Source organism: Streptomyces sp. NPDC049970 (assembly GCF_040660235.1).
Classification (GTDB): domain Bacteria; phylum Actinomycetota; class Actinomycetes; order Streptomycetales; family Streptomycetaceae; genus Streptomyces.
Window position 1 is genome coordinate 19,632 of sequence record NZ_JBFALP010000002.1, and the last position, 25,329, is coordinate 44,960.

A 25,329-nucleotide genomic window follows, 5' to 3' on the forward strand; every position below is an offset into this window, starting at 1 on the left:
TGGGCCGGACACCGCGGGGTGTCCGGCCCAGGCCGTCTGCTGTGGGTTCTCCGGGCCTGCGGGCGTCGTGGTGTGCGCGGGTGAGGCGGCGGGCGGCGGCGGCCCGTGGGCGCCGCTGTGCGGCTTCCGGCGGGGCGCGGTGGGTCGGCGTACGGGTCGGCGCGAATGCCCCGAGGGGGACACGCGCGGCCGCGGCCGGGACTGGCGTGGACTCGGCTCCCAGGGCCCCCGGGGCGACGCCCTCCCCGGCCGTGGAGGCGTCCGCCCCAGGCCTCGGACGGCGTCAGCGGACCGCCGGGAGGCGTTCGCCGCCCAGGTCGACGGCAGCGCAGCGCCAGCGGTTGTCGGGACCCTGTTCCAGGCGGAACGCCATGGCGCGGACCTGCTCCCCGGTGGCGATGCTGGCGAAGGCCTCGACCACGCCGGTGGCCGGCTGGGCGCCGTGGCAGGCGCGTACGACGGGGCGCATGCACCCGGCGCCGAGCGGGGCGTCCGGGGCGAGATCCGCCAGTTGGTCGTAGGCCTCGCCGATGGTGTGGCCGAGCATCCAGTGCACCGGGCGCTGGCCGCTGAGGACCGCGAGCAGGCGCTCCGCGAACCACTGGTGCGGGCGTAGCGGGCGCCGGGTCCGCTGCGGTGTCCGTTGCGGCGGTACGGTGCCCGGCCTGGTGCGGTCGCGTCGTCCGGCCGGCCTCGTCCTGTCCGTGCTCATGCTGGTAGCCCCCGTGGCTGCGGTGCGGCGCCCGGGCGAGTACCGGGCGGTAACTTCTGCTGGGGCTCTTCTACGGGGCGGGTCGGCGGCCCCGCAAGCGGCCGTCAGGGCCGGTCGGGCGCCGGGCGGGATCACCTATCAGGGTGACGGGCCCGGCGCCCCAAGGGAACGGCGAGGGTGACGGCCGTCGCGGGGTGGACAGCGGGGGACTGATCGGCAACCCCCAAGAGGGACGTCGCACGTATCCTGAGGACGTCATCGACTACGAAAGCGGTCAGCCATGCGTGTGTACGTCCCCCTGACCCTCTCCGGTCTCGCCGCGGTGCACGGGGCGGGCGAGCTGGGACCGGGTCCGCTGACCGCCTACGCGGTGACGCCCGGTCTGCGCGAGTGGTACGTCTCCGACGACATCGAGGAGCTGGAGTACGCCGCGCTCAGCCGTGCCGCCTCCGCGTCGCTGCGGTTGATCGCGGGGAAGCCGGACGAGCTCCGGCGCCGGGTCGTGGTGGCCCTGGAGGTACCGGACGGGGCCGCGGTCGCCGATCCTGACCACGTCCTGGACGCGTCGTCGCTCGGCGAGGTGCGGATCGCGAAAGCGGTGCCGCTGTCGAAGGCCGCAGCCGTCCACGTGGACGCCGGCGACGCCGAGAAGGACGTCGCCGCGGCGGCCGGGGCGCTGGGGGCCGCGGATCTCGGCGACGGCGACGCCCAGTTCACCGTGGACGGCGCGGAGGACCACGAGCTGCTGTGGTTCGGGATCCAGGAGATCCCCGGCCTGATCGCCTGACCCCCTGCCCGTCTGACCGCCCGCTTGCCCGACTCGGCCTCGCCTTGCGGGAGCGGCCCCGGCCGCCCGCACGACCCGCCACCGGGAGCGCTGTCGTAGGTGCCGGGTATTTTTTCCCTATGGCGACATCGGGGAATCACCGCACACATCTGGTCTGGGACTGGAACGGCACGCTGCTCGACGACATCGACGCGGTCCTCGGGGCGACGAACGCCGCCTTCGCCGAGGTCGACCTCGCGCCGCTCACGCTGGAGCAGTACCGCGAGACGTACTGCGTGCCGATACCCAGGTTCTACGAGCGGCTGATGGGCAGGCCCCCCACGCTCGCCGAGTGGGAGCGGATGGACGACCTCTTCAACCGCCACTACACCGAGCACCGGGCCGCCTGCGGCCTGACCGCGGGCGTCGAGGACCTGCTCGACCGGTGGCGGCTCGCCGGACGCAGCCAGTCGCTGCTGAGCATGTACGGCCACGAGCACCTGGTCCCCGTCGTGCGCGGGTACGGCATCGAGCGTCACTTCGTGCGGGTCGACGGCCGGACCGGTCCCTCCGGTGGCAGCAAGGCACAGCACATGGAGCGGCACTTCGAGGTGCTCGGGGGCATCGCTCCCGAACACGCGGTGGTCATCGGGGACGCGGTGGACGACGCCGTCGCCGCGGCCCATGTCGGAGCGCGAGCCGTGCTGTACACCGGCGGTTCGCACAGCCGAGGCAGCCTGGAGGCGGCGGGCGTGCCCGTGGTCGACACCCTGGCCGAAGCGGTCGCCCTGGCCGAGCTGATGACGGACTGACGGGTTGACGGGTTGACGGGGTGACGGGGTGACGGCCTGAGGGACCGGCGGTCCGAGGGGCGGGCGGCACGACGGCCTCGGCGATGGACTGATCGGATCTGCCCACGCGCGCACCCTTACGGACCGGAGCGGCCGCGTGCGATGTCCAGAGTGTCAAAGTTCGAGGGCTTCTTTTGTACATATACGGCTCATGACGGTTGTGGGTGCGAGAGGGATAGCCTGGTGCGGTGATCAGCGCGATACGTCTCGGGGGCAGTGAAGCCCCCGGCATGGACCCGGAGTGCCAGCGCACCCGGGCGATCCGCGATCCCCGCGCCCCGGACCTTCTGCCGAGAATGGCCGATATGGTCCCGGGTGTCTCCCCAGGCGGCATAGCGTCGATCCAGACCGGAAACCCCGCGTCGTGGCGTCACGTCGCTTTCTTCACCTACGTCACGCAACGGCGCGCGACAGGAGCCAGAGGACATGCAGACCAAGCTGGACGAAGCCAAGGCCGAGCTGCTCGCACGGGCGGCCCGGGTAGCTGACAACAGTCCGGGCGGTGGTGTCGGCGGCCCGGGAGGTGGCCTCCGGGTGCACCTTGCCGAAGCAGCGACCGGCACCGGGCCGGAGGACGGCACGGAGGCCGGCCGGGGTGACGGGCCGGCCCGTGACACGCTGCTCGCCTATCTCCAGCGCTACTACCTGCACACCGCTCCGGAGGACGTCAGCGACCGCGACCCGGTCGACGTCTTCGGCGCGGCCTCCTCGCACTACCGTCTCGCCGAGAACCGTCCCCAGGGAACCGCGAACGTCCGGGTGCACACCCCGACCGTCGACGAGAACGGCTGGACGAGCAGCCACTCGGTCGTCGAGGTCGTCACCGACGACATGCCCTTCCTGGTCGACTCGGTGACCAACGAGCTCTCCCGTCAGGGCCGCGGTATCCATCTGGTGATCCACCCGCAGGTGATCGTCCGCCGTGACGTCGCCGGCAAGCTGATCGAGGTGTTCGCCGACGACGGCCCCAGGGGCCACGGCGGGAAGCGGGGCAAGGGCAAGGAGGCCCGGCCCGAGCTGCCGCACGACGCGCTCGTCGAGTCCTGGATCCACGTCGAGATCGACCGGGAGACGGACCGCGCCGACCTGAAGCAGATCACCGCCGACCTGCTCCGTGTCCTGTCCGACGTACGGGAGACCGTCGAGGACTGGGACAAGATGCGCGACGCCGCGCTGCGGATGGCCGAGGACCTGCCGTCGGAGCCGCTGGACGAGCTGGCCGACGAGGAGGTGGAGGAGGCCCGCGAACTGCTGCGCTGGCTCGCCGCCGACCACTTCACCTTCCTCGGCTACCGGGAGTACGCGCTCCGGGACTCCGACGCGCTGACGGCCGTCCCCGGCACCGGTCTCGGCATCCTGCGCTCCGACCCGAAGCACAGCGAGGACGAGGCCCACCCGGTGAGCCCGTCCTTCGACCGGCTCCCCGCCGACGCCCGGGCCAAGGCCCGGGAGCACAAGCTCCTCGTCCTCACCAAGGCGAACAGCCGGGCGACCGTGCACCGCCCCAGCTACCTGGACTACGTCGGGGTGAAGAAGTTCGACACCGACGGCAACGTCATCGGCGAGCGGCGCTTCCTCGGGCTGTTCTCGTCGGCCGCGTACACCGAGTCGGTGCGCCGGGTCCCCGTGGTGCGCCGCAAGGTCGCCGAGGTGCTGGAGGGCGCCGGCTTCACGCCCAACAGCCACGACGGCCGGGACCTGATGCAGATCCTGGAGACGTACCCGCGCGACGAGCTCTTCCAGACGCCCGTCGACCAGCTGCGCTCCATCGTCACCTCCGTGCTGTACCTCCAGGAGCGCCGCAGGCTGCGGCTCTACCTGCGCCAGGACGAGTACGGGCGCTACTACTCCGCGCTCGTCTACCTGCCGCGTGACCGCTACACCACGGGTGTGCGGCTCCGTCTGATCGACATCCTGAAGGAGGAGCTCGGCGGTACCAACGTCGACTTCACCGCCTGGAACACCGAGTCGATCCTCTCCCGGCTGCACTTCGTCGTCCGGGTCCCGCCGGGCACCGAGCTGTCGCACCTCACCGACGCGGACGCGGACCGTATCGAGGCGCGCCTGGTCGAGGCCGCACGCTCCTGGGCCGACGGTTTCCAGGACGCGCTGAACGCGGAGTGCGGCGAGGAGCGTGCCGCCGAGCTGATGCGCCGTTACGGCCAGTCCTTCCCCGAGGGGTACAAGGCGGACCACTCGCCCCGTGCCGCGGTGGCCGACCTGGTGCACATCGAGGAGCTCAAGAGCGGGCGCGAGGACTTCGCGCTCAGCCTGTACGAGCCGGTGGGCGCCGGCCCCGGCGAGCGGCGCTTCAAGATCTACCGGACCGGTGAACAGGTCTCGCTCTCGGCCGTGCTCCCCGCGCTCCAGCGGCTCGGCGTCGAGGTCGTCGACGAGCGGCCGTACGAGCTGCGCTGCTCCGACCGTACGCACGCCTGGATCTACGACTTCGGGCTGCGTCTGCCGAAGGTCACGGGCCAGGGCGACCACCTCGCCGAAGGTGCCCGGGACCGCTTCCAGGAGGCGTTCGCGGCCATCTGGACCGGCGAGGCCGAGAACGACGGCTTCAACTCCCTGGTCCTGGGCGCCGGACTGGACTGGCGCCAGGCCATGGTGCTGCGGGCCTACGCGAAGTACCTGCGCCAGGCGGGTTCGCCCTTCAGCCAGGACTACATGGAGGACACCCTCTCCAACAACGTCCACACGACGCGGCTGCTGGTCTCGCTCTTCGAGGCGCGGATGTCCCCGACCCGCCAGAAGGCGGGCACGGAGCTGACCGACGGGCTGCTGGAGGAGCTGGACGGGGCTCTCGACCAGGTCGCGTCGCTGGACGAGGACCGGATCCTGAGGTCCTTCCTCACGGTCATCAAGGCGACGCTGCGGACCAACTACTTCCAGCTGGCCGACGACCACGAGCCGCACGGCTACGTCTCGATGAAGTTCGACCCGCAGGCGATCCCGGACCTTCCGGCGCCGCGTCCGGCGTACGAGATCTGGGTCTACTCGCCGCGCGTCGAGGGCGTCCACCTGCGGTTCGGCAAGGTCGCCCGTGGTGGTCTGCGCTGGTCGGACCGGCGGGAGGACTTCCGTACGGAGATCCTCGGCCTGGTCAAGGCGCAGATGGTCAAGAACACCGTGATCGTGCCGGTGGGTGCCAAGGGCGGGTTCGTCGCCAAGCAGCTCCCGGACCCGGCCGTGGACCGTGACGCCTGGCTCGCCGAGGGCATCGCCTGCTACAAGATCTTCATCTCGGCGCTGCTCGACATCACCGACAACATGGTGGCGGGCGAGGTCGTGCACCCCTCGGAGGTCGTCCGGCACGACGAGGACGACACGTATCTCGTCGTCGCCGCCGACAAGGGGACGGCGAGCTTCTCCGACATCGCCAACGACGTGGCCGTCGCGTACGGCTTCTGGCTCGGCGACGCCTTCGCGTCCGGCGGATCGGCCGGATACGACCACAAGGGCATGGGCATCACGGCCCGCGGCGCCTGGGTGTCCGTCGAGCGGCACTTCCGCGAGCTGGGCCACGACACCCAGAGCGAGGACTTCACCGTCGTCGGCGTCGGTGACATGTCGGGTGACGTGTTCGGCAACGGGATGCTGCTCTCGGAGCACATCCGGCTGGTCGCGGCTTTCGACCACCGGCACATCTTCATCGATCCGGATCCGGACGCTGCCACCTCGTACGCCGAGCGGCGCAGGCTGTTCGACCTGCCCCGCAGTTCCTGGGCGGACTACGACAAGGACCTGCTGTCCGCGGGCGGCGGCATCCACCCGCGTTCCGCCAAGTCGATCCCGGTCAACGCGCACATGCGCGCGGCGCTGGGCATCGACGCGAAGGTCACCAAGATGACGCCGGCCGAGCTGATGCAGAACATCCTCAAGGCGTCGGTCGACCTCGTGTGGAACGGCGGCATCGGTACGTACATCAAGTCGACGGCCGAGTCGAACGCCGATGTCGGCGACAAGGCCAACGACGCGATCCGGGTCGACGGCGCCGATCTGCGGGCCCGCGTCGTCGGTGAGGGCGGCAACCTCGGGGCCACGCAGCTCGGCCGCATCGAGTTCGCCCGGGCCGGCGGCCGGATCAACACCGACGCGATCGACAACAGCGCCGGTGTGGACACCTCCGACCACGAGGTGAACATCAAGATCCTGCTCAACGGGCTCGTCCGGGACGGCGACATGACCGTGAAGCAGCGCAACAAGCTGCTTGCGGAGATGACCGACGAGGTCGGACAGCTCGTGCTCCGCAACAACTACGCGCAGAACACCGCGCTCGCCAACGCCTGCGCCGAGGCGCCCTCGCTCCTCCACGCCCACCAGCGCTTCATGCGCAGGCTCGGCCGCGACGGGCACCTGGACCGGGCGCTGGAGTTCCTGCCGAACGACCGCCAGGTCCGTGAACTGCTGAACCACGGCAAGGGACTCAGCCAGCCCGAACTCGCCGTGCTCATCGCCTACACGAAGATCACCGCCGCCGACGAGCTGGTCTCCACCGGTCTGCCGGACGACCCGCACCTGCAGAAGTTGGTCCACGCCTACTTCCCGCAGCAGTTGAGCGAACGATTCCCCGAGGCGGTCGACGCGCACGCGCTGCGTCGCGAGATCATCACGACGGTGCTGGTCAACGACACCGTGAACAGCGGTGGTTCGACCTTCCTGCACCGGCTTCGCGAGGAGACCGGGGCGTCGCTGGAGGAGATCGTGCGGGCCCAGTTCTCGGCCCGCGAGATCTTCGGCCTGTCCAGGGTGTGGGACGCCGTCGAGGCGCTCGACAACACGGTGGCCGCCGACGTGCAGACCCGGATCCGGCTCCACTCACGCCGGCTCGTCGAGCGCGGCTCGCGCTGGCTCCTCGGCAACCGGCCGCAGCCGGTGGAGATCGCGGAGACGATCGAGTTCTTCCGCGAGGGTGTGGAACGCGTCTGGGACGAGCTGCCCAAGCTGCTCAGGGGCGCGGACGTCGAGTGGTACCAGTCGATCCGCGACGAGCTCACCGCGGTGGGTGTGCCCGACGAGCTGGCGGTGCGGGTGGCGGGATTCTCCTCCGCCTTCCCGGCGCTGGACATCGTGGCCATCGCGGAGCGCACGGCCAAGGACCCGCTGGCGGTGGCCGAGGTGTACTACGACCTCGCCGACCGGCTGGGCATCACCCAGCTGATGGACCGGATCATCGAGCTGCCGCGGGGCGACCGCTGGCAGTCCATGGCCCGCGCGTCCATCCGTGAGGACCTGTACGCCGCGCACGCCGCGCTCACGTCCGACGTGCTCTCCGCCGGTGCCGACACGGCGTCGCCGGAGCAGCGCTTCAAGGACTGGGAGGAGCAGAACGCGGCGATCCTGGCGCGTTCACGCGCGACCCTGGAGGAGATCCGCAGCTCGGAGTCCTTCGACCTGGCGAACCTGTCGGTGGCGATGCGGACGATGCGGACCCTGCTGCGTACGCACTCCTGAGCCCCGCGGTCCCAGGGGCGGTGGCGCACCTGGGGCCTTCCGGTCGGATCGTGCCGGGCCCGCGGGGTCCGGCACGATCCGACCGGAAGACCGTCCGCCGGGCGGGCCTTCGCGGCCCGTCCGGCGGACGTGTCACTTCTTGGGTTTCCTGGGCTTCGCCGGTCCGGTGAACTCCTCGTACGCGGCGACGACGTCGGTGGCCGGGCCGTCCATCCGGAGTGTGCCGGCCTCGAGCCAGATCGCCCGGTCGCAGGTGTCGATGATCGACCTGTTGCTGTGGCTGACCAGGAACACGGTGCCGGCCTCCTCGCGGAGTTCCCTGATGCGGTCCCTGCTGCGCCGCTGGAACTTCGCGTCGCCGGTGGACAGCGCCTCGTCGATCAGCAGGACGTCGTGGCTCTTGGCGGCCGCGATGGAGAAGCGCAGCCGGGCGCCCATCCCGGAGGAGTAGGTGCGCATCGGCAGGGTGATGAAGTCGCCCTTCTCGTTGATGCCGGAGAAGTCGACGATGTCCTGGTAGCGCTCGCGGATCTGCTCACGCGTCATTCCCATGGCCAGCCCGCCGAGCACGACGTTGCGCTCCCCGGTCAGGTCGCTCATCAGGGCGGCGTTCACGCCGAGGAGCGAGGGCTGGCCCTGGGTGTGGACCCGGCCCTTCGACGGGGGCAGCAGTCCCGCGATGGCCTTGAGGAGGGTCGACTTCCCGGATCCGTTGGAGCCGATCAGTCCGATGGCCTCGCCCTTGTACGCGGCGAAGCTGACGCCCTTCACGGCGTGCACCTCGCGCGCGCCCCGGGGCTGCCTGCGCGACACGATCCGGTTCAGGGCGGAGGTGGCGCTGCCCCGCCCGGTGCGGGCGCCGTTGACGGTGTAGGTGATGTGGACGTCGTCGACGACGACGGTGGGCACTCGGGTGTCGAGGGTGTCAGCCACGTCCGTACCTCTCCTCGGCCTTCCAGAAGTACACGAATCCGCCGATGCCGCAGACGAGGGCCCAGCCCGTCGCGACGGCCCATACGTGCGGGGGCAGTTGGTCTCCGCCGAAGCTGTCGATCAGGGCGTAGCGCATCAGGTCGATGTAGACGGCGGCCGGATTGCACTCCAGCACCAGCAGGACCGCCCGGGGCACGCGGTCGGCCGTGAGCAGGGTGTCGAGGCTCCACATGACGCCGGACGCGTACATCCACGTGCGCAGGATGAAGGGCGTCAGCTGGGCGATGTCCGGGGTCTTGGCGGCGAGGCGGGCCATGACCATCGAGATGCCGGTGTTGAACAGGGCCTGCAGGGCGAGCGCGGGGATCGCCAGGAGCCAGGAGGGCCGGGGGTACTGGCCGAACACGAGCAGGATCAGGAAGAGCGCGCCCAGGGAGAACAGCAGTTGCTGGAGCTGCTGGACGGCCAGGGCGATGGGCAGGGACGCCCTGGGGAAGTGCAGGGCGCGGACGAGTCCGGTGTTGCCGCTGATGGCCCGGGTGCCGGCGGTGATCGAGCTGGCGGTGAAGGTCCAGATGAAGACGCCGGTGACGAGGAAGGGCACGTAGTCGGGGACCCCGTGCTTGGTGTTCATCAGGACGCCGAAGATGAAGTAGTAGACCGTCGCGTTGAGCAGCGGGGTCATGATCTGCCAGATCTGGCCGAGCTTCGCCTGGCTGTACTGGGCGGTCAGCTTGGCGGTGGCGAAGGCGGTGATGAAGTGCCTGCGCCCCCAGAGCTGCCGGACGTAGTCCCCGAGCGTCGGACGGGCCCCGCTGACGGTCAGCCCGTGGCGGGCGGCGAGCGCGGCCAGCTCGCCGGGTCCGTACGAGGGGAGGAGGGCGGGAGATGCGGTGTCCACCGGGGCCGGCGGGGCTGCTGTCTGGCTCACCACGATCGCTTTCGACGGGGGCTTGGGGGAGGGGGTGGACAGATCCGGTCGGATGGGACGGCACCGTATCGTCGCAACGTCGACAGTAGGACGTTTGTGCGTCGCAACGCAACCGTTTCGTCGTTACGGTCTATCATTCGGGCCATGACCACCCAACGGCGAACCGGGCGCCGCACCCCGGCAGGTGCCGCGGTGCTGCGGGAGGACGTGACCGACGCGATCCGTGGCGCGGTCTTCGAGGAGCTGGCCGCCGTCGGATTCGCGCGGATGTCCATCGAGGGCATCGCCAGGCGCGCGGGTGTGGGCAAGACCGCCGTCTACCGCCGCTGGAAGTCCAAGCTGCACCTCGTCCTCGACCTGGTCGCGGCGGTCGCGGCGCAGGGCATGCCGGCGCCCGCGACCGGCTCGCTGTACGGGGACGTCCGTGCCGTGCTCGAACTCGCCGCCTACGCCCTGCGGCACCCCGTCGCCTCGCAGGTGATCCCGGACCTCCTGGTCGAGGCGGCCCGCAGCCCGGAGATCTCCGACGCCATCAAGGCGGCACTGCTGGACCAGCAGCAGGGGGTCGCCGCGGTGGTCGTGCGGGCGGCCGTGGCGCGCGGTGAGCTGCCCGAGGGCAGTGACCCGGACCGGGCGCTGGACCTCATCGTCGGGCCGCTCTACTGGCGTCTCGTCGTGGTCCGCGGCGATCTTCCCAAGGGGTACCTGGACGACCTCGCCGCATCCGCGGTCCGGGCGCTCAAGGACTGAAGGGCCCGGACCGGTTCGGGCCCTCGCCCAGCAGCCGGTCCACGACCCGCCGGGCGGCCCCTCCGCCGGTGGGGCCGCAGTGGTCCCGCCGGAAGCTCTCGTACGCGTCCGCGTGCAGCGCCGCAGACGCCGGGGTGGCCCGCAGGGCGTCCGCCACCTCCTGGGTGCTGACGAGGAGGGGCCCGGGCGCACGGGTCTCGAAGTCCAGGCAGAAGCCGCGCACGGTGTCCCGGTAGTGCTCCAGGTCGTAGGTGTGGAAGAGCATCGGCCGGCCGGTGAGCGCGAAGTCGAAGACCAGCCCCGAGTAGTCCGTGACCAGCACGTCGGCGATCAGCAGCAGCTCGGTCACGTCCGGGTGGGCGGACGCGTCCCGCAGTGCCGGGTCCGCCGGCACACTGCCCGTCACCCTCGGGTGCCTGCGGACCAGCACCGTGGTGCGTCCGTCGAGCGACCGCGCCAGCGCGGCCAGGTCGAGTGCCGGGTCCCAGCGGTACAGCGGCGGGGATCCGGCGGGGACACTGCCGGGGGCGTGTGCGAGATGGTCGCGGTACGTCGGCGCGTACAGCACGACCCGGTGGCCGTCCGGGACGCCCAGCAGCCGGCGTACCCGCTCGGCCGTCTTGTCCCGGCCCGGCGCGGTCAGCAGGTCACCCGCCGGGGAGCCCGACTCCAGCACCTCCCCCTCGTAGGCCAGGGCCCGGCGCAGGTGCGGGGTGGCGTAGGTGCTCGGGGAGACCAGGACCGACCACTGGGCCGAGCGGTGGGGCAGCGTGGCGAGGTGCTGGTGGTCGGCGTACAGGGTGCCCGCCAGGTCCAGGCCGAAGCGGCCGAGCGGCGCCCCGTGCCAGGTCTGTACGACGGTCTGGTCCGGGCGGCGCTCGAACCAGGCGGGCAGCTGACCCGCCGCCACGATGCGGTGCGCCCGCGCCAGTGCCTCGTGCCACCGGGCACTGTGCGCCACGACGGGTACGGCGGTCGCCGGGACGTGGGCCGCGTCGCCCGCCGACCCGTCGGTGACCCAGAGGTGTTCGGCGTCGGTGCTCCGGCGCACGAGCTCGGCGTGCACGGCGCGCGTCGAGCCCCCTCCGACGTGGAGCACGGCGTTCCGCAGCGGCAGCCGCCGCTGTGCCGGGTAGTACGCCGAGCGCAGCCGGCCGCGGCGGTACGCGCTCCGCCCGGCGTCGCCCAGCGGAGGCGCGCAGTGCACGGTCAGCCGGTCGCCGTTCCTGCGGTCGAGGCTGAACCGCTCACCGGCGGCCCCCACCGGCAGGCGGGTGGCGAGCGAGGCCGCCACGCGCACGGTCCGGCCGCCGAGGAGCACCTCCCAGTCGCCTTCGCGCGGCGGCTCGGTGAGCAGTGAGCGGAAGCGTCCACCGTCCTCCTCGACGGGGACGGTCACCGTCTCGCCGAGGGAGCTGTGCCGCAGTACGAGGGTCCCGGCACCGGTCCCCTCGACGCGCAGTCCGCCGTCCGCGACGGCGGCGCGGTCCACGACCGGTTCGCCGGTCAGCTCCAGCACCAGCCGTCCCGCCGCGTCCGCGAAGGCGGGGGGCGGCAGGTCGGGTGCGGCGGCGAGAGGCAGGCGCGCGCCGTCGCCGGTCAGGAGTGCGGCGCGCCACCGCGGGTCCGGCACCGGGGCGGCCCCGCGGGGCGTGCCGGGGGCGGGGACGGGTGCGACGGCGAGCGCCGCGAGCGGGATCCGGGCGGCGAAGCGGCTCCCGCCGCCGTCCTGGGCGTCCCGGCGGCCAGCGCCGCTGCCCGGGCCGTCCGCCCGTCCGCCGCCCGGCACATCGCGGCACGGCCCGTCACCGTGACCGTCGTCCCCGCCGGGCTTCTCGCCCGGCCCGTCCAGGATCCGTACCGGGCAGACCTGCTCCGCCGCCCCGTCGCGGGTGAGCACGAGTGACTCCGGCCGGGTGCCCCCGTACAGCCGGCCGGTCAACTCCAGTTCCCCCGAACCGCAGTCGTGGCCGGACGCCAGGGCCGGCAGCCGGTCCACCTCCAGCCGGAGCCTGCCGTCCCGGTAGCCGAGTACCGCGCGCAGCCCGCCGCCCAGGTCGTGGACCAGGGGCTGCGCGGCGGAGGCCGCCACGGCGCGCACGGCGGCCCGGCGTACGACGCCGTGTCCGGCCACCACCACACCCACCAGCCAGGTGCCGGGTCCCAGCCGGCCCGGGTCCAGGACCATCTCGAAGCCCGCGTGGTCGTAACAGTGCGTCTCCTGGCCGGAGTCGGCCGTGGCCCGGTCGGTCCGCACCGTGCGCACCGGCACCGCCCGCAGTCGTCTGCCGCCCGACTCCCTGACCAGCCCCGCCTTCAGTGACTGCCGGGCCGTGGCCGCCGGGAGGTTGCGGACGTAGGCGTAGCCGCGGAGCCGCAGCCGGCCGTCGTCGCCCCAGGAGGACTCCACCAGCCGGGCCACCACCGGGAGATCACCCCGGCCGAGCCGCGCCGACACATCGCCGGACCCCGTGAGCCCGGGGTGCGTGGCCCGCCGCCTGCCCGGCAGCCCCTCGACGGTGAACGTGCCGTTCCCGTTGGCCCGTTCGAAGGCCAGGACGGCCAGCAGTTCGTCGAGCCGGCGCTCCCGGACCAGCCGCCACCGGATCCGCGCCTCGGCGGGCAGGCCGGCCAGGGCCGCGTCGCCCGCGCGGTCGAGGAAGGCACCCGCGTCGTCGAGGAACGCCGCACGGTAGTCGGGGCCGCCCATCGGCAGCCCCTCCAGGAAGTACACGAAGTCGTCGCGCAGGCAGGAGGTGTCGTAGCGCAGCCGCTGCACGGGACCGCGGTCGGCCAGGAACGCGCTGACCTGCTCGCAGGCCGCGATCCGGTCGCGCACGCCCCGGACGTCCGTACGCCGCCTGGTGATCGAGCCCTCCCGCACCCGCCAGTAGTAGACGTGCTCGTGGAGCACGTCCACCGACCCGGCGAGGTGGTGCGCGGGGATCATCACCGGTGTGTCCTCGTAGAGCTTCCCCACCGGGAAGGAGAAGGCGTGCCTGTCCCAGAACGAGCGCCGGAACACCTTGTTCCACGCGACCCGGTCGGACAGCAGCCGGGCGTCACGGGTGATGTGGGTGCGCGGGCGGTCGTCGGTGAGCCAGCGGTACTGCCAGGCCTGCTGCCTGCCCTGCTCGTTCAGCCGCCACACGTTGCCCGTCACCAGGTCCGAGCCGGTCGACTCCAGGGACGCCACCATCCGCTCGTAGGCGTCGTGGACGACGAGGTCGTCGCTGTCGGCGAACGCCAGGTACGGAACCCCGGGGGTGGTGTGGGCGACCCCCGTGTTGCGGGCGGCGCTCAGACCGGCGTTGGGCTGGTGGACGCAGCGGAAGCGGTCGTCCCGGGCGGCGAAGTCCTCCGCGACGCGGCGGCTTCCGTCCGTCGAGCCGTCGTCGACCAGCACCACCTCGATGTCCGCCAGGGACTGGCCTGCCAGGGAGGCGAGGCACTCCTCCAGATAGTCCTCGACGTTGTGCACGGGGACGACGACGCTGAGGAGTGGCTTCATGTACGGATCAACCCGGGTGAGGGCCGCGGGTCACGCCGTTGCCCCGAACGGGTGAAGATCCGTAGGGGGCCGCGCACGGTCCGCACTACGCTCGGCTGCCATGCTGCTCAGTGTCGTCATGCCCGCCCACCACGCCCAGGGCTACCTGAGGGCGGCCCTGGAGTCCGTGACCGGGCAGGCGCCGGCCGGGAGCGGGCCGGTGGAACTGGAGCTGATCGCAGTCGGCACCGGCGCCCCCGACGGCGCCCCTGAGCTCGCCATCGCGCGGGAGTGCGCGGCGCGTGAGCCCCGCGCGCGCGTCCTGCTCCTCGACGGTCCCTGGGACACCGGTGCGGCCCGCAACGCCGGTGCGGCGGAGGCGCGCGGGGCGTATCTGCTCTTCCTGGACGGGGACGACCTGCTGCTCCCCGGCGCGGTCGCGGCCATCGCCGCACGGCTGACGCCGGACCGGCCGGACGTCCTGCGGCTGGGCCACGGCCTCGTCGACTGGTGGGGCACGGAGCAGCCCGGCGACGACGGACTCCCGGCCGCCCGTGGCCTGCTGTTCCGCCGTGCCTTCTGGGAGAGCCGCCGGCTCCGCTTCGCCGACGGCCCGTACGGCGAGGTCGTGCCCGTCCACCACGCGGTGTTCCTCGCCTCCGACGCGGGCACCCTGGCCTCGCTCGACCGGCTGTGCGTGCGCCACCGGCTGCGCCGGGCGGGCCCCTCCGCCCCGGCACCCGGCCGCGCGCACTTCGCCGTGATCGACGCCTACGCGCGGCTGGCCGACGAGGCCGGCGACGACCCCCGGATCCCCGCCGCCCGCACCGCGCACCTGACGGCCGTGCTCAGGGATCCCGGCCGTGTCGCCCCGGGGGACCGCGCCGCCTTCTTCCGCGCCGCCGGGCTCCCCGGTCCGTACGCCGTGCACAGCGCCCGGGAAGCCGTCCGCGCCGGGCGCGCCCGGGCGCGTGCCTCGCTGCGCGCGGGCCGCAAGTCGCTGCGCGCCCGCGTGATGAGAGCCGTCTACCGCGCCGACCTGCACCGCCCGCTGGACCCGTGCCTCGCCGTCTACGGGGCCTACTGGAACAGGGGAGTCGCCTGCAATCCGGCCGCCGTCTACGCCAAGGCCCGGGAGCTGGTCCCGCACATCCGGGGCGTCTGGGTCGTCTCCTCCCGCCACCGCGACCGGATGCCGCCGGGTGTGCCGTACGTCATCGAGGGCTCGCGGGCCTACTGGCGGGCCATGGCCACCGCGACGTACCTCGTCAACAACTCCAGCTTCCCCGGGGGCTTCACCAAGCGGCCGGGCCAGATCTACCTGCAGACCCACCACGGGACCCCGCTCAAGACCATGGGCCTGGACCAGTACCCCTACCCCGCCCTCACCGCAGGCGCCGGTCTCGAACGCGTCGTCGCCCACACCGACCAGTGGGACTTCAGCCTCTCCGCCAATCCGCACAGCTCCGAGGTCTGGGACCGGGCCTACCCGTCGTCGTACGAGCAACTGCCCTACGGCTACCCGCGCAACGACGTCCTGTGCACGGCCACCGCGGAGCCGGCCCGGAAGGTCCGGGCGGAGCTCGGTATCGCCCCCGGCGCGACGGTCCTGCTGTACGCGCCCACGCACCGCGACTACCGCAGGGGCTTCGTCCCCCTGCTGGACGTGGAGCGCCTCACCCGGGAGCTGGGCCCCGGCTGGGTCCTGCTGGTGCGGGCCCACTACTTCTACGGGAGTTCGGCCGGCGCCGGTGCGGGGGAGCGGGTCGTGGACGTCACCGGGCATCCGCGGATCGAGGAACTCTGCCTGGCCTCGGACGCGTTGATCACCGACTACTCGTCCCTGATGTTCGACTACGCCTGCCTGGACCGCCCGATCGTCACCTACGCCCCCGACTGGGAGGCCTACCGGGCCGCCCGCGGCACCTACGTCGACCTGCTCTCCGGGCGCCCGGGCGACACCCCGGGGGCGGTGGCCACCACGCAGGACGAGCTGGTCGAGGTCCTCCGCCGGGGCGCCTGGCGCTCGCGGGAGGCGACCGCGCTGCGCGCCGCGTTCCGTGACCGCTTCTGCCCGTACGACGACGGGAAGGCGGCGGAGCGGGTGGTGCGGCGGGTCTTCCCGGTGCGCCCGGACTGAGGCGGACCGGCTCCGGGGTGTCCTCCGCACCCCGCGGTCGTTGTGTTCAACAGCGCACACGGCAACGTCGGGAGAGTCCATGCACCGGTCCGCCTACGAACAGATGCGGCTCTGCGTCGAGGAGTATCTGCCCAGGGACCGCAGGCACCGGGTCGTGGACCTCGGCTCGCGGATCTCCGGCAAGCAGACCCGCACCCACCGTGGTCTGCTCGCGGAACACGACATCGACTACTTCGGGGTCGACGTCCAGGACGGCCCCAACGTCGACGCGGTCATGACCCGGCCCTACCGCATCCCCGCCGCCTCCCGCAGCGCCGATGTCGTGCTGTCCGGGCAGGCGTTCGAGCACATCCCCTTCTTCTGGGTGTCGATGATGGAGATCGCCCGTGTGCTGAAGCCCGGCGGCCACGCCTTCGTCACCGCGCCCTCGCGCGGTCACGTCCACGACGCCCAGGACTGCTGGCGCTACTACCCCGACGGCTTCCGGGCGATGGCGGCGCACTCCGGTCTCGAACTCCGCGAGGCGTACACGGACTTCCCGCCCACCAGGGGCATCTGGCACGACTACCGGTCCATCGACGCGAAGGCCGCCTACTGGGGGGACTCCGTCGGCGTCTTCCGCAGGCCGCTCCGCTACCCCCGGCTGACGATGTTCGCCGTGCGGGAGACGGCGGTCTGGTGGGCGAACCGGGTCGGCGGCGTGGACCGGGTGCCGCTGCCGAGGCCGCTGGACGGGCGGGAGCTGTGCGGGCGGCCGGACACGCGTACGTTCCCATCAACTACAGGTTGACGAAAGATGACATGAGCCGCAAAGCGCGCGTACTGTCCCGGCCCATGGCTTGGCGCAACGCCGTCAACGGCGTCCTTCAGCAACTCACCGGATACCAGCTCAGGCGCGCGACCGTCCCCGCCCCCCGCTCCGCCCCCGAGGCGCGGCAGGACCCGGTCGTGGCGCGGCCGGCGGCGGTGAAGCCCGCAGCCGTGAAGCCCGCCGCCGCGAAGAAGCCGCAGTTCCCCGCGGACTACGACAACGAGGCGAAGGACGTCATCCGCGCGGTCAAGCCGTACACGATGACCTCGCCCGAGCGGCTCAACGCCTTCGTCCTCGCCACGCGGCACGTCGTCAAGCACGGCATCCCGGGAGACATCGTCGAGTGCGGCGTCTGGCGAGGCGGTTCCATGCAGGCCTGTGCCAGGACGCTGCTGTCGCTCGGCGAGACCGGCCGCGACCTCTACCTCTTCGACACGTACGAGGGCATGACCCCGCCCACCGCCGAGGACCTGCGGCGGGACGGCAGGCCCGCCCAGGAGCTGCTGGACACCCAGGGCAGGGACCGGCCGATCTGGGCCGTGGCCTCGCTGGAGGACGTGCAGGCCGGGTTCGAGCAGGTGCCGTACCCGAAGGACCGCGTCCACTACGTGCGGGGCAAGGTCGAGGACACCGTCCCGGAGCAGGCGCCGGAGCAGATCTCCATCCTCCGGCTCGACACCGACTGGTACGCGTCGACGAAGCACGAGCTCAACCACCTGTACGGGCGCCTGGTGAGCGGCGGGGTGCTGCTGATCGACGACTACGGCTACTGGCAGGGATCGCGCCAGGCCGTGGACGAGTTCCTGGAGGAGACCGGCGAACAGCTCCTGCTGCTGCGCATGGACGAGGGCCGGATCGCCGTCAAACCCTGACCGGGCAGGCCCCGTTGCGAGCCCCGTGCCTCCCCGGCACGGGGCTCGTTCCATAGAGAGGACGTCCGTCACGAAAGGACGTCCGTTCGTCCCTCCGGAAGGATCGTGCGCAGCGTCATGGCACCCCGTCTCACCGTCGTCGTCCCGCTCTACAACGTCGAGGAGTACCTCGGAGCCTGTCTCGGATCGCTCGCGGGGCAGACCATGGCGGACCTGGAAGTCGTCATTGTGGACGACGGTTCGACGGACGGCAGCGCCGCTGTGGCCCTGGAGTTCACCCGGCGTGATCCGCGCTTCCGGCTCGTGCGCCAGAAGAACGGCGGGCTCGGGGCCGCGCGCAACGCGGGAGCCGGACAGGCCCACCCGGACGCGGGGTTCCTGGCCTTCGTCGACAGCGACGACGTGGTGCCGCCGGACGCCTTCGCCCTGCTGCTGGCCGAACTCGACTCCTCCGGATCGGACTTCGCGACCGGCAACGTGCTCAGGCTCCGGGCGAACGGCGCGCTCGAACAGTCCCCGATGTTCCGCCGGCCCATGGAGAGGTCCCGCCGGGCCACGCACATCACCCGGGACTGGATCCTGCTCGGCGACCGCATCGCGTGCAACAAGGTGTTCCGCAGGTCCTTCTGGGACCGGCACGCCTTCGCCTTCCCGACGGGCGTCCTGTACGAGGACATCGCCGTGGTCCTGCCGGCGTACTTCCTGGCCCGGAGCGTCGACGTGGTCGAGGCGCCGGTCTACCACTGGCGGGACCGGGACGGCTCGATCACCACCCGGCGCGCGGTGGCCCACGGCATCCGTGACCGGGTCACCGCGGTCTCCACCGTCAGCCGCTTCCTCGCCGGCCGGGGCATGACGGAGGCGAAGCGGCGTTACGACGAGCACGTGCTCTCCGGCGACCTGTGGCTGTTCATCGAGGCGCTGCCGGACGGCGACGAGGGCTTCCACGAGGCCTTCCTCACCCATGCCAACGCCTTCGCCGACACGGTCGACCCGGCGGTCCTCGACGGGCTGCCGCTGCACCTGCGGGTCAAGTGGCAGCTCATCCGGGAGCGCAGGACGGCGGAGCTCCTCGCCCTCCTCGCCCACGAGTCCACCGACCGGGACACCTTCCACGTCCGGGGCCGGCTCCGCCCGCGCGCCTCCTACCCGGGGGTCGTCGCCCCGCTCCCGCGCCGGGCGACCGCCCTGTCCGCCGCGGACCTCCCCGTGCACGCGCACCTCACCGAGGCCGTCTGGCGGGACGGCCTGCTGCACCTCAAGGGGTACGCGTACGTCCGCAACGCACCGGGCGGGTCGGCCGGGGCCGGCTGGCTGCGCTCGGGGCGCAGGGTGGTTCCGCTGCGGCTGCGCAGGACGGCGACGGACGAGGCGGCTGCCGGCTCGGGCCGTTCGCTGCACGGCTACGAGCGGTCCGGCTTCGAGACCGTCGTCGACCCGGGGCGCCTGGCGGGCCGGCGTACGGCCCGCGGGGTCCGCACCCTGTGGAAGCTGGAGTCCGTCGTCGTCGGCGCCGGACGTCCCCGCCGCGGCCCGATGCGCCTGCTCGGGAACCCGGCGGCGCCCGCCGTGCGGTACGTCGACGAGCGCACCCGGGTCGTCCCCCTGCTCTCCGGGAACAAGCTGGAGCTGCGTGCCGAACGGATCGACGCAGTGCTCGCCGGGCACCGGGCGACGGAGGCGGGCGACGGCGTCCGGATCGCGGTGCGGATGCTCGGCCGGGACACGGCGACGGCCCTGCGCATCCAGGAGTGGCGTACGAAGCAGACCCGCGAGTTCCCCCTGGCTCCGGGCGAGGGCACGGACGGCCGCACCTTCGTCGCCGAGATCCCGCTGGACGCGTTCCCCGGGACGGACGGCGACTGGGGTGTCCAACTCGTGGGCGGTGAGAGCCGTCTGACGGTCGCGGCCCGTCCCGAGACCGAGACCGGGCGCTATCGGCTGACCGGCGGCCGTGAGGTGTACGCCGCCGCCAACCCGTCCGGCGACCTGGTGCTCACCGACCGGGCCGTGCCGCCCGTCGTCACCGGTGCGACCTGGACCCGGGACGGCGCCCTGGTCCTGGAAGGCACCTTCCCCATCGCGCGGGACGGCCGGGTAGAGCTGGTCCTGCGCCACGGCGGTCACCAGGAGGAGAACGCCTTCGCCGTGGAGCACACGGCAGCGGGATTCCGTACGACGCTCACTCCCGGGGCCGTCGAGGGGCCCGGCGGCACGCTGCCGCTCGCCGAGGGCAGGTGGTACCCCTTCCTGCGGCAGCGGGGGGAGACGGATCCCGGGCGGTACCTGCCGCTGCGCGTGGTCTCCCAACTGCACGCGGGCCTGCCGCTCCACCACGATCCGGGCGGTCGCCGCTTCACCCTGGAGCGCCGTTTCCACGACCGTCTCTGCCTGTCGTCGGGCAGCGCCCTGCCGGTGCGTGACCGCGGGGCGTACGCACAGCGCCGGCTGCGCGACCGGTACGCCGGCGCACGCGGCGCGGAGCTGCGGGAGGCCGTGCTCTACTCCAGCTTCGACGGGCGCCAGTTCTCGGACTCGCCCCGTGCCGTCCACGAGGAACTGGCGCGCCGCGACACCGGGGTCGAGCACCTGTGGGTGGTGCGGGACCAGCAGGCCGCCGTGCCCGCCGGGGTCCGGGCCGTCGCCCTGCACAGCGCCGAGTGGTACGAGGCCCTCGCCCGCAGCCGGTGGATCGTGACCAACACCCAGCTGCCCGAGTGGTTCGAGCGGGCGGACGGCCAGTTCGTCGTCCAGACCTGGCACGGCACCCCGCTCAAGCGCATCGGCCGGGACCTGGCGGGCACCGCCTGCGCGGACACGGCGTACATGGAGTCCCTGCCCCGGCGCGCCGCGCAGTGGAGCGTCCTCGTGTCGCCGAACCGCTTCTCCACGCCGGTCCTGCGCCGCGCGTTCGGGCACACCGGCGAGGTGCTCGAATGCGGCTATCCGCGCAACGACCTGCTGTTCGCCCCCGACCGGGCGAAGGTCGCCGCCCAGGTCCGCCAGTCGCTCGGTGTGCCGGACGGCAGGCGGGTCGTCCTCTACGCCCCCACCTGGCGCGAGGACCTGCCCAAGCGGAGCGGGCTGTACGGGCTGGACCTCCAACTGGACCTGGAGCGGGCCCGCGAGGCACTCGGCGACGACGTGGTCCTGCTGGTGCGCCGCCACTACCTGGTCGGCGGGAGCATCCCCGAGAGCGACTTCGTCCGCGACGTCTCGCGCCACCCCGACGTCGCCGAACTCATGCTGATCAGCGATGCGCTGGTCACGGACTACTCGTCACTCATGTTCGACTTCGCGCAGACGGGCCGGCCGATGCTCTTCCACACCTACGACCTGGAGCACTACCGCGACACCCTGCGCGGGTTCTGTTTCGACTTCGAGAACCAGGCGCCCGGCCCGCTGATCACCGGATCGGCCGGTGTCGTCGAGGCGCTGCGCGACCCGGACGCCGCGACGGCGGGCCACCGGGAGGCGTACGCCCGCTTCCGGGAGTCGTTCTGCGATCTGGACGACGGGACCGCGTCGGCCCGGGTAGTGGACCGGATGCTGAAGGGGGCACAGGCGTGAGCGCCCCCGACTTCAGCTGCGTGGTCGCCGCCGGAGAGGGCGGGCAGGAGGAACTGCGGGCGTCCGTGGAGTCCGTGCTCGACCAGAGTCTGCGCGCCGCCGAGGCCCTCGTCGTCCTGCCCCCCGGCGCGGGCGGGGAGCTGCGGACGGCGGCGGAGGAGCTCGCCGTACGCTCCCCGGACCGCGTCCGCGTCCTGGACGCCGAGGCGGACTCCGTCGCGGTGCTGCGGAACACGGGTCTGGCGGCGGCGCGTGGCACCTACGTCCTGGTGCTCGACGCCGGCGAACGCCTCCAGCGGCACGCCTGCCGCAACCTCCTGGAGGCCGGCATGAGCACCGGCGCCGATCTTGTCGCCGGGCGCTGGAGCCGCTTCACCGGGGACGGGGCAAAGGAGCGAGAACCGTCCTGGCAGCAGTCGCTGTTCGTCCGCTCCCGGACCGTCCGCCGTTTCACCGACGCCCCCGAACTGGCCGTGCACGAAGCCCTGGTGACCGGTTTCTGCCTGCGTCGCGACGCGCTGGAGCGGCACAACCTGCGCTACGCCGACGACCTCACCCACAGCGAGGTGCTCTTCGGCCCGCTGGCCGCGTCCGTGGTCGGCCGTATCGCGCTCGTACGCCGCCGGATCGTCTCCGGGCGGGCCCTGCCCGACGCGGGCCGGGACCTCGCCGGGCTCGTCGAGGCGCACCGGCGGGTGTGCCACGTGCTGGTGGCCCAGGGGCTGGCGGGACTGCGCGAGGAGCGGGACCGCGCCTTCCCGCAGGACCACCTCGTCCCGCTGGTGCGCAGCTATCCCGAGCTGCCCGCCGCCCGGCGGGCCGCGATCGCCGCGACCGCCGGTCGGGTGCTGCCCGGCTGCGTCCCGGACGCGGCCCTGCTCACCCTGCCGCCCGTCGAACGCGTCGGCGTGCGCCTGCTGGAGCGGGGCGACGCGGACGGGGTGCTCACGGCGGCGTACGCCCTGCGCAGGCGTGGCACCGTGGCGGCTCCCCTGTCCACGGGCGACGACGGGCGCGTCCACTGGTCGGACGGGACCGACCCCGCGCTGGACGTCACCGAACTGGGCCACCAGTACCGGGTGTTCGGCGAGGTGAAGCTGATGAACCGGCTCACCCGCTACGAGGCCGAGGGTCGCGGCGTCCTGCTCCGGGGCCGGATGGTCCTGCCCGCGCACACCGGCCCGGACCCGGACGGCCCCCTCACCGCCCATCTGGAGTTCCGTGTGCGGGACGGCTCGCGCGCCTTCCGTGTCCCGGTGGACGACCTCCGGGCCGACGCCACCGGCATCGACTGGTCGGTCCGCTTCGACCTCACGGGAGCGGTACGCCCCCACGGGCCGCGTGACACGGTCTGGGACGTCCGGATGGTGGTGGAGGACGGCCGCACGCGTTCGGTCAGCGACCTGTTCGCCCCCCACGACCTGCTCGGTCCGGCCCACCGTTCCCCGGCCCGGCCCCGGCTGGGCCGGGCGACCGGGGACACCTGGCAGCCCTACATCACGCTCCGGGACCACCTGGCGCTCCGGCTGGAGGCCCACCGGCGCCCTGCCCGCACGGCCCGCCGGCTGGTCCACTACGCCACCCACTTCCGCCCCGCACGCCTGGTCAGGCGGCTGGCGCGGGCCCTTGGCAGGCGCCGGGACCGGTTCAGGTCACGGGGCTTCAAGACCTCCGTCTACCGCTCCTGGCTGCTGAGGCTGCCCGTGCGCAAGGGCACCGCGGTGTTCGAGAGCCACATGGGCACGTGTTACGGCGACAGCCCGCGCGCCGTCCACGAGGAGGTCCGAGCCCGCGGGCTCCGGCTGCGCTGCGTCTGGGCGTACGCCGACTCGCCCGAGGGCTTCCCCGCGGACGCCCGGCTGGTGCGGCGCTGGTCCTGGCGCTATCTGTGGGCCCTGGCCCGCGCGGAGTACTGGGTCGACAACCAGGGGTTCCCGCAGCACCTCGACAAGCCGGTCGGCACCACCTACCTCCAGACCTGGCACGGGTCGGCGTACAAGCGCATGGGCTTCGACGAGACGCGGGTGCGCATGCAGAACGCCCCGCAGCGTGAGCGGCTCCAGCAGGCGGTGGGCCGGTTCGACCACTTCCTCGTCCGCTCCGAGCACGACGAGCGCACCCTGGCCCGCGCCTACCGGCTGCCCGACAAGGCACTGCTGCGCACCGGGTACCCGCGCAACGACGTCCTCCTCGCGGCGCGTGCCCGGGACGAGGCGGAGGGAAGACTGCCGCGCCCGGCGCCGGCGGCCGCACTCGGTCTGCCCGACCACCGGAAGGTCGTGCTGTACGCGCCGACCTTCCGGGGCGGGCCCGGCAGGCGCAGGCGGCAGCGGCTCCTGCTGGACGCGGCGCGCTTCGCGGAGCGCTTCGGAGACACGTACACGCTGCTGGTCCGGGCCCACTACCTGGAGGCGGCGAGTCTGCCCGCCTGCCCGCCCGGCACGGTCGTGGACGTCTCGGACCACCACGACGTCGGCGAACTGCTCGCGCTCACCGACGTCCTGGTCACGGACTACTCGTCGATCATGTTCGACTACGCGCTCCTGGACCGCCCGATCGTCCTGTTCGCACCCGACCTCGACGAGTACGCCGCCGAGCGCGGCAGCTATTTCGACCTGCGGGAGAAGGCGCCGGGGCCGGTGGCCGCGACCGAGGAGGAGCTGTTCGCCGTGCTCGCCCGTCTGAAGACCGCGGACAGCGGCTTCCAGGAGCGACGTGCCTCCTTCGCGGCGGAGTTCGGCGACTACGACCGGGGCGACGCGGCCCGTGCCGTCGTCGACACGGTGTTCGCCCGGCACGTCGTCCCGTCCCGCACCAGCCGCACCGGGGAGGCCCGCCGATGAGCGGCATCCGTGACCGTGACGTCTTCATCGTCTCCAACAGCACCGACGAACTCGGCGGTGTGACCGGCTGGACGCACCGGATGGCCCAGCTCTTCCAGGAGTCGGGCCACCGGGTGCACGTCGTCGGCATCCACGCCGCCGAACGGAAGATGGCCCTGCCCGAGGCGCGCGGCCATCCCGTCACCGCCCTGTACCCGGAGCACCCCCCGACCCCCTGGGTCCCCAAGGGGATGCGGGACCGCTTCCGGATCCCCGCCCGACGTGCCGAGGCCGCCCGCGCGGCCCGCAAGCGGCAGGCCGTCGACCGGCTCTCGGAGATCTTCCGGGGGGCCCGGCCGGGCGGTGTGGTGATCGTCAGTCAGGTGTGGGCGATGGAGTGGGTCGGCGAGGCGGACACGGCCGGTCTGCGGGTCATCGGGATGAGCCACGAGTCGTACGACTACTCCCGTGCGAGCCACCGCTACCGCTGGATCAGGAACCACTACACGGCGCTCGACCGCTGGCTCGTCCTCACGGCCGAGGACGCCGACAGCTGGGCGGCCGACGGGATGAACAACGTGGGCTTCATGCCGAACGCCCTGGCCGGCCTGCCCGAAGTGCCGTCCCCGCGCCGGGAGAAGTCGGTGGCGAGCATCGGCAGGCTCACGGACCAGAAGGGCGTGGACATGCTCCTGGACACCTGGGCACTGGTGGCCCCGCAGCGCCCGGAGTGGCGGCTGGACGTCTACGGCACGGGCGAGGACGAAGAGGCGCTCAGGGCGCGGTGCACCGCCCTGGGACTGGACGCCTCGGTCCGCTGGCGGGGGCGTACGGACGACGTTCCCGGAGCGCTCGCCGGCTCCTCCGTCTTCGTCCAGTCCTCACGGGGCGAGGGCTTCCCGCTGGCCCTGCTGGAGGCGATGGCGAGCGGGGTGCCGTGTGCGGCGTTCGACTGCGCACCGGGGGTGCGCGAGATCGTCCGGGACGGCGAGGACGGTCTGCTCGCGCCCGCCGGTGACATCGGCGCGCTCGCCGACCGGCTGCTGCGGCTCACCGGCAACCCCCGGATGCGGGACGCGATGGGGGACCGGGCGCGGGTCGACGTCCAGCGTTTCTCCGAGGCGGAGATCATGTGCCGCTGGGAGGAACTGTTCGCGTTCCTGGAGCGCTGAACCGCCGGACCCCGTGACGCCCCGTCCCGGCCCTCCCGAGGGCCGGGAC

14 protein-coding genes are annotated in these 25,329 nt (G+C 72.8%); 10 read left to right on the plus strand and 4 right to left on the minus strand.

Annotation, left to right across the window (positions count from 1 at the left end; all coding sequences use genetic code 11):
* Positions 1-283: 283 nt before the first annotated feature.
* A complete protein-coding gene (locus AB0I83_RS03500) occupies positions 284-712 on the minus strand; it encodes an Rv3235 family protein (RefSeq protein ID WP_363303458.1) in 429 nt (142 codons plus the stop codon).
* Between the two features lie 280 nt (positions 713-992).
* Here AB0I83_RS03500 and AB0I83_RS03505 point away from each other — a divergent pair, with 280 nt between their 5' ends.
* The 3 genes from AB0I83_RS03505 (at position 993) to AB0I83_RS03515 (ending at position 7,789) form a co-directional block, all read left to right on the plus strand.
* Entirely contained in the window at positions 993-1,499 is a 507-nt protein-coding gene (locus AB0I83_RS03505; protein WP_363303459.1) for a hypothetical protein, read from the plus strand.
* A gap of 119 nt (positions 1,500-1,618) precedes the next feature.
* Positions 1,619-2,290, plus strand: a complete 672-nt coding sequence (locus AB0I83_RS03510) for an HAD family hydrolase (protein WP_356842214.1) — start codon at positions 1,619-1,621, stop codon at positions 2,288-2,290.
* Positions 2,291-2,755: 465 nt separating this feature from the next.
* A complete protein-coding gene (locus tag AB0I83_RS03515; protein WP_363303460.1) occupies positions 2,756-7,789 on the plus strand; it encodes an NAD-glutamate dehydrogenase in 5,034 nt (1,677 codons plus the stop codon).
* Between the two features lie 132 nt (positions 7,790-7,921).
* Here AB0I83_RS03515 and AB0I83_RS03520 read toward each other — a convergent pair whose 3' ends face one another.
* On the minus strand, positions 7,922-8,722 hold the full coding sequence (locus tag AB0I83_RS03520; protein ID WP_356534113.1) for an ABC transporter ATP-binding protein: 801 nt from the start codon (positions 8,720-8,722) through the stop codon (positions 7,922-7,924).
* A complete protein-coding gene (locus tag AB0I83_RS03525) occupies positions 8,715-9,656 on the minus strand; it encodes an ABC transporter permease (RefSeq protein WP_356534112.1) in 942 nt (313 codons plus the stop codon). Before AB0I83_RS03525 ends, AB0I83_RS03520 begins: the two co-directional genes overlap by 8 nt.
* Positions 9,657-9,797: 141 nt before the next feature.
* Here AB0I83_RS03525 and AB0I83_RS03530 point away from each other — a divergent pair, with 141 nt between their 5' ends.
* Positions 9,798-10,403 (plus strand): TetR/AcrR family transcriptional regulator, encoded by a 606-nt coding sequence (locus AB0I83_RS03530; RefSeq protein WP_356534110.1) that lies wholly within the window; start codon positions 9,798-9,800, stop codon positions 10,401-10,403.
* Here the strand turns inward: AB0I83_RS03530 and AB0I83_RS03535 are convergent.
* Complete coding sequence (locus AB0I83_RS03535; RefSeq protein WP_363303461.1) at positions 10,393-13,914, minus strand: CDP-glycerol glycerophosphotransferase family protein; 3,522 nt, start codon at positions 13,912-13,914, stop codon at positions 10,393-10,395. The genes AB0I83_RS03530 and AB0I83_RS03535 overlap by 11 nt on opposite strands.
* Positions 13,915-14,014: 100 nt before the next feature.
* Between AB0I83_RS03535 and AB0I83_RS03540 the strand changes: the two genes are divergently transcribed.
* The 6 genes from AB0I83_RS03540 to AB0I83_RS03565 all read left to right on the plus strand — a co-directional run bounded on the left by AB0I83_RS03540 (position 14,015) and on the right by AB0I83_RS03565 (position 25,280).
* Positions 14,015-16,033: a CDP-glycerol glycerophosphotransferase family protein gene (locus AB0I83_RS03540; protein ID WP_363303462.1), complete on the plus strand. Its 2,019-nt coding sequence runs from the start codon at positions 14,015-14,017 to the stop codon at positions 16,031-16,033.
* 79 nt (positions 16,034-16,112) lie between these two features.
* On the plus strand, positions 16,113-16,823 hold the full coding sequence (locus AB0I83_RS03545; protein ID WP_363303463.1) for a methyltransferase domain-containing protein: 711 nt from the start codon (positions 16,113-16,115) through the stop codon (positions 16,821-16,823).
* A gap of 11 nt (positions 16,824-16,834) precedes the next feature.
* A complete protein-coding gene (locus AB0I83_RS03550; protein ID WP_356534104.1) occupies positions 16,835-17,716 on the plus strand; it encodes a TylF/MycF/NovP-related O-methyltransferase in 882 nt (293 codons plus the stop codon).
* 117 nt (positions 17,717-17,833) lie between these two features.
* Positions 17,834-21,286 carry a CDP-glycerol glycerophosphotransferase family protein gene (locus AB0I83_RS03555; RefSeq protein ID WP_363303464.1) on the plus strand — a complete coding sequence of 1,151 codons (3,453 nt, stop codon included), beginning with the start codon at positions 17,834-17,836 and terminating at the stop codon, positions 21,284-21,286.
* Positions 21,283-24,129, plus strand: a complete 2,847-nt coding sequence (locus tag AB0I83_RS03560; protein ID WP_363303465.1) for a CDP-glycerol glycerophosphotransferase family protein — start codon at positions 21,283-21,285, stop codon at positions 24,127-24,129. The genes AB0I83_RS03555 and AB0I83_RS03560 overlap by 4 nt, the downstream gene beginning before the upstream one ends.
* Positions 24,126-25,280: a glycosyltransferase gene (locus AB0I83_RS03565; protein WP_363303466.1), complete on the plus strand. Its 1,155-nt coding sequence runs from the start codon at positions 24,126-24,128 to the stop codon at positions 25,278-25,280. Before AB0I83_RS03560 ends, AB0I83_RS03565 begins: the two co-directional genes overlap by 4 nt.
* The last annotated feature ends 49 nt before the right edge of the window (positions 25,281-25,329 follow it).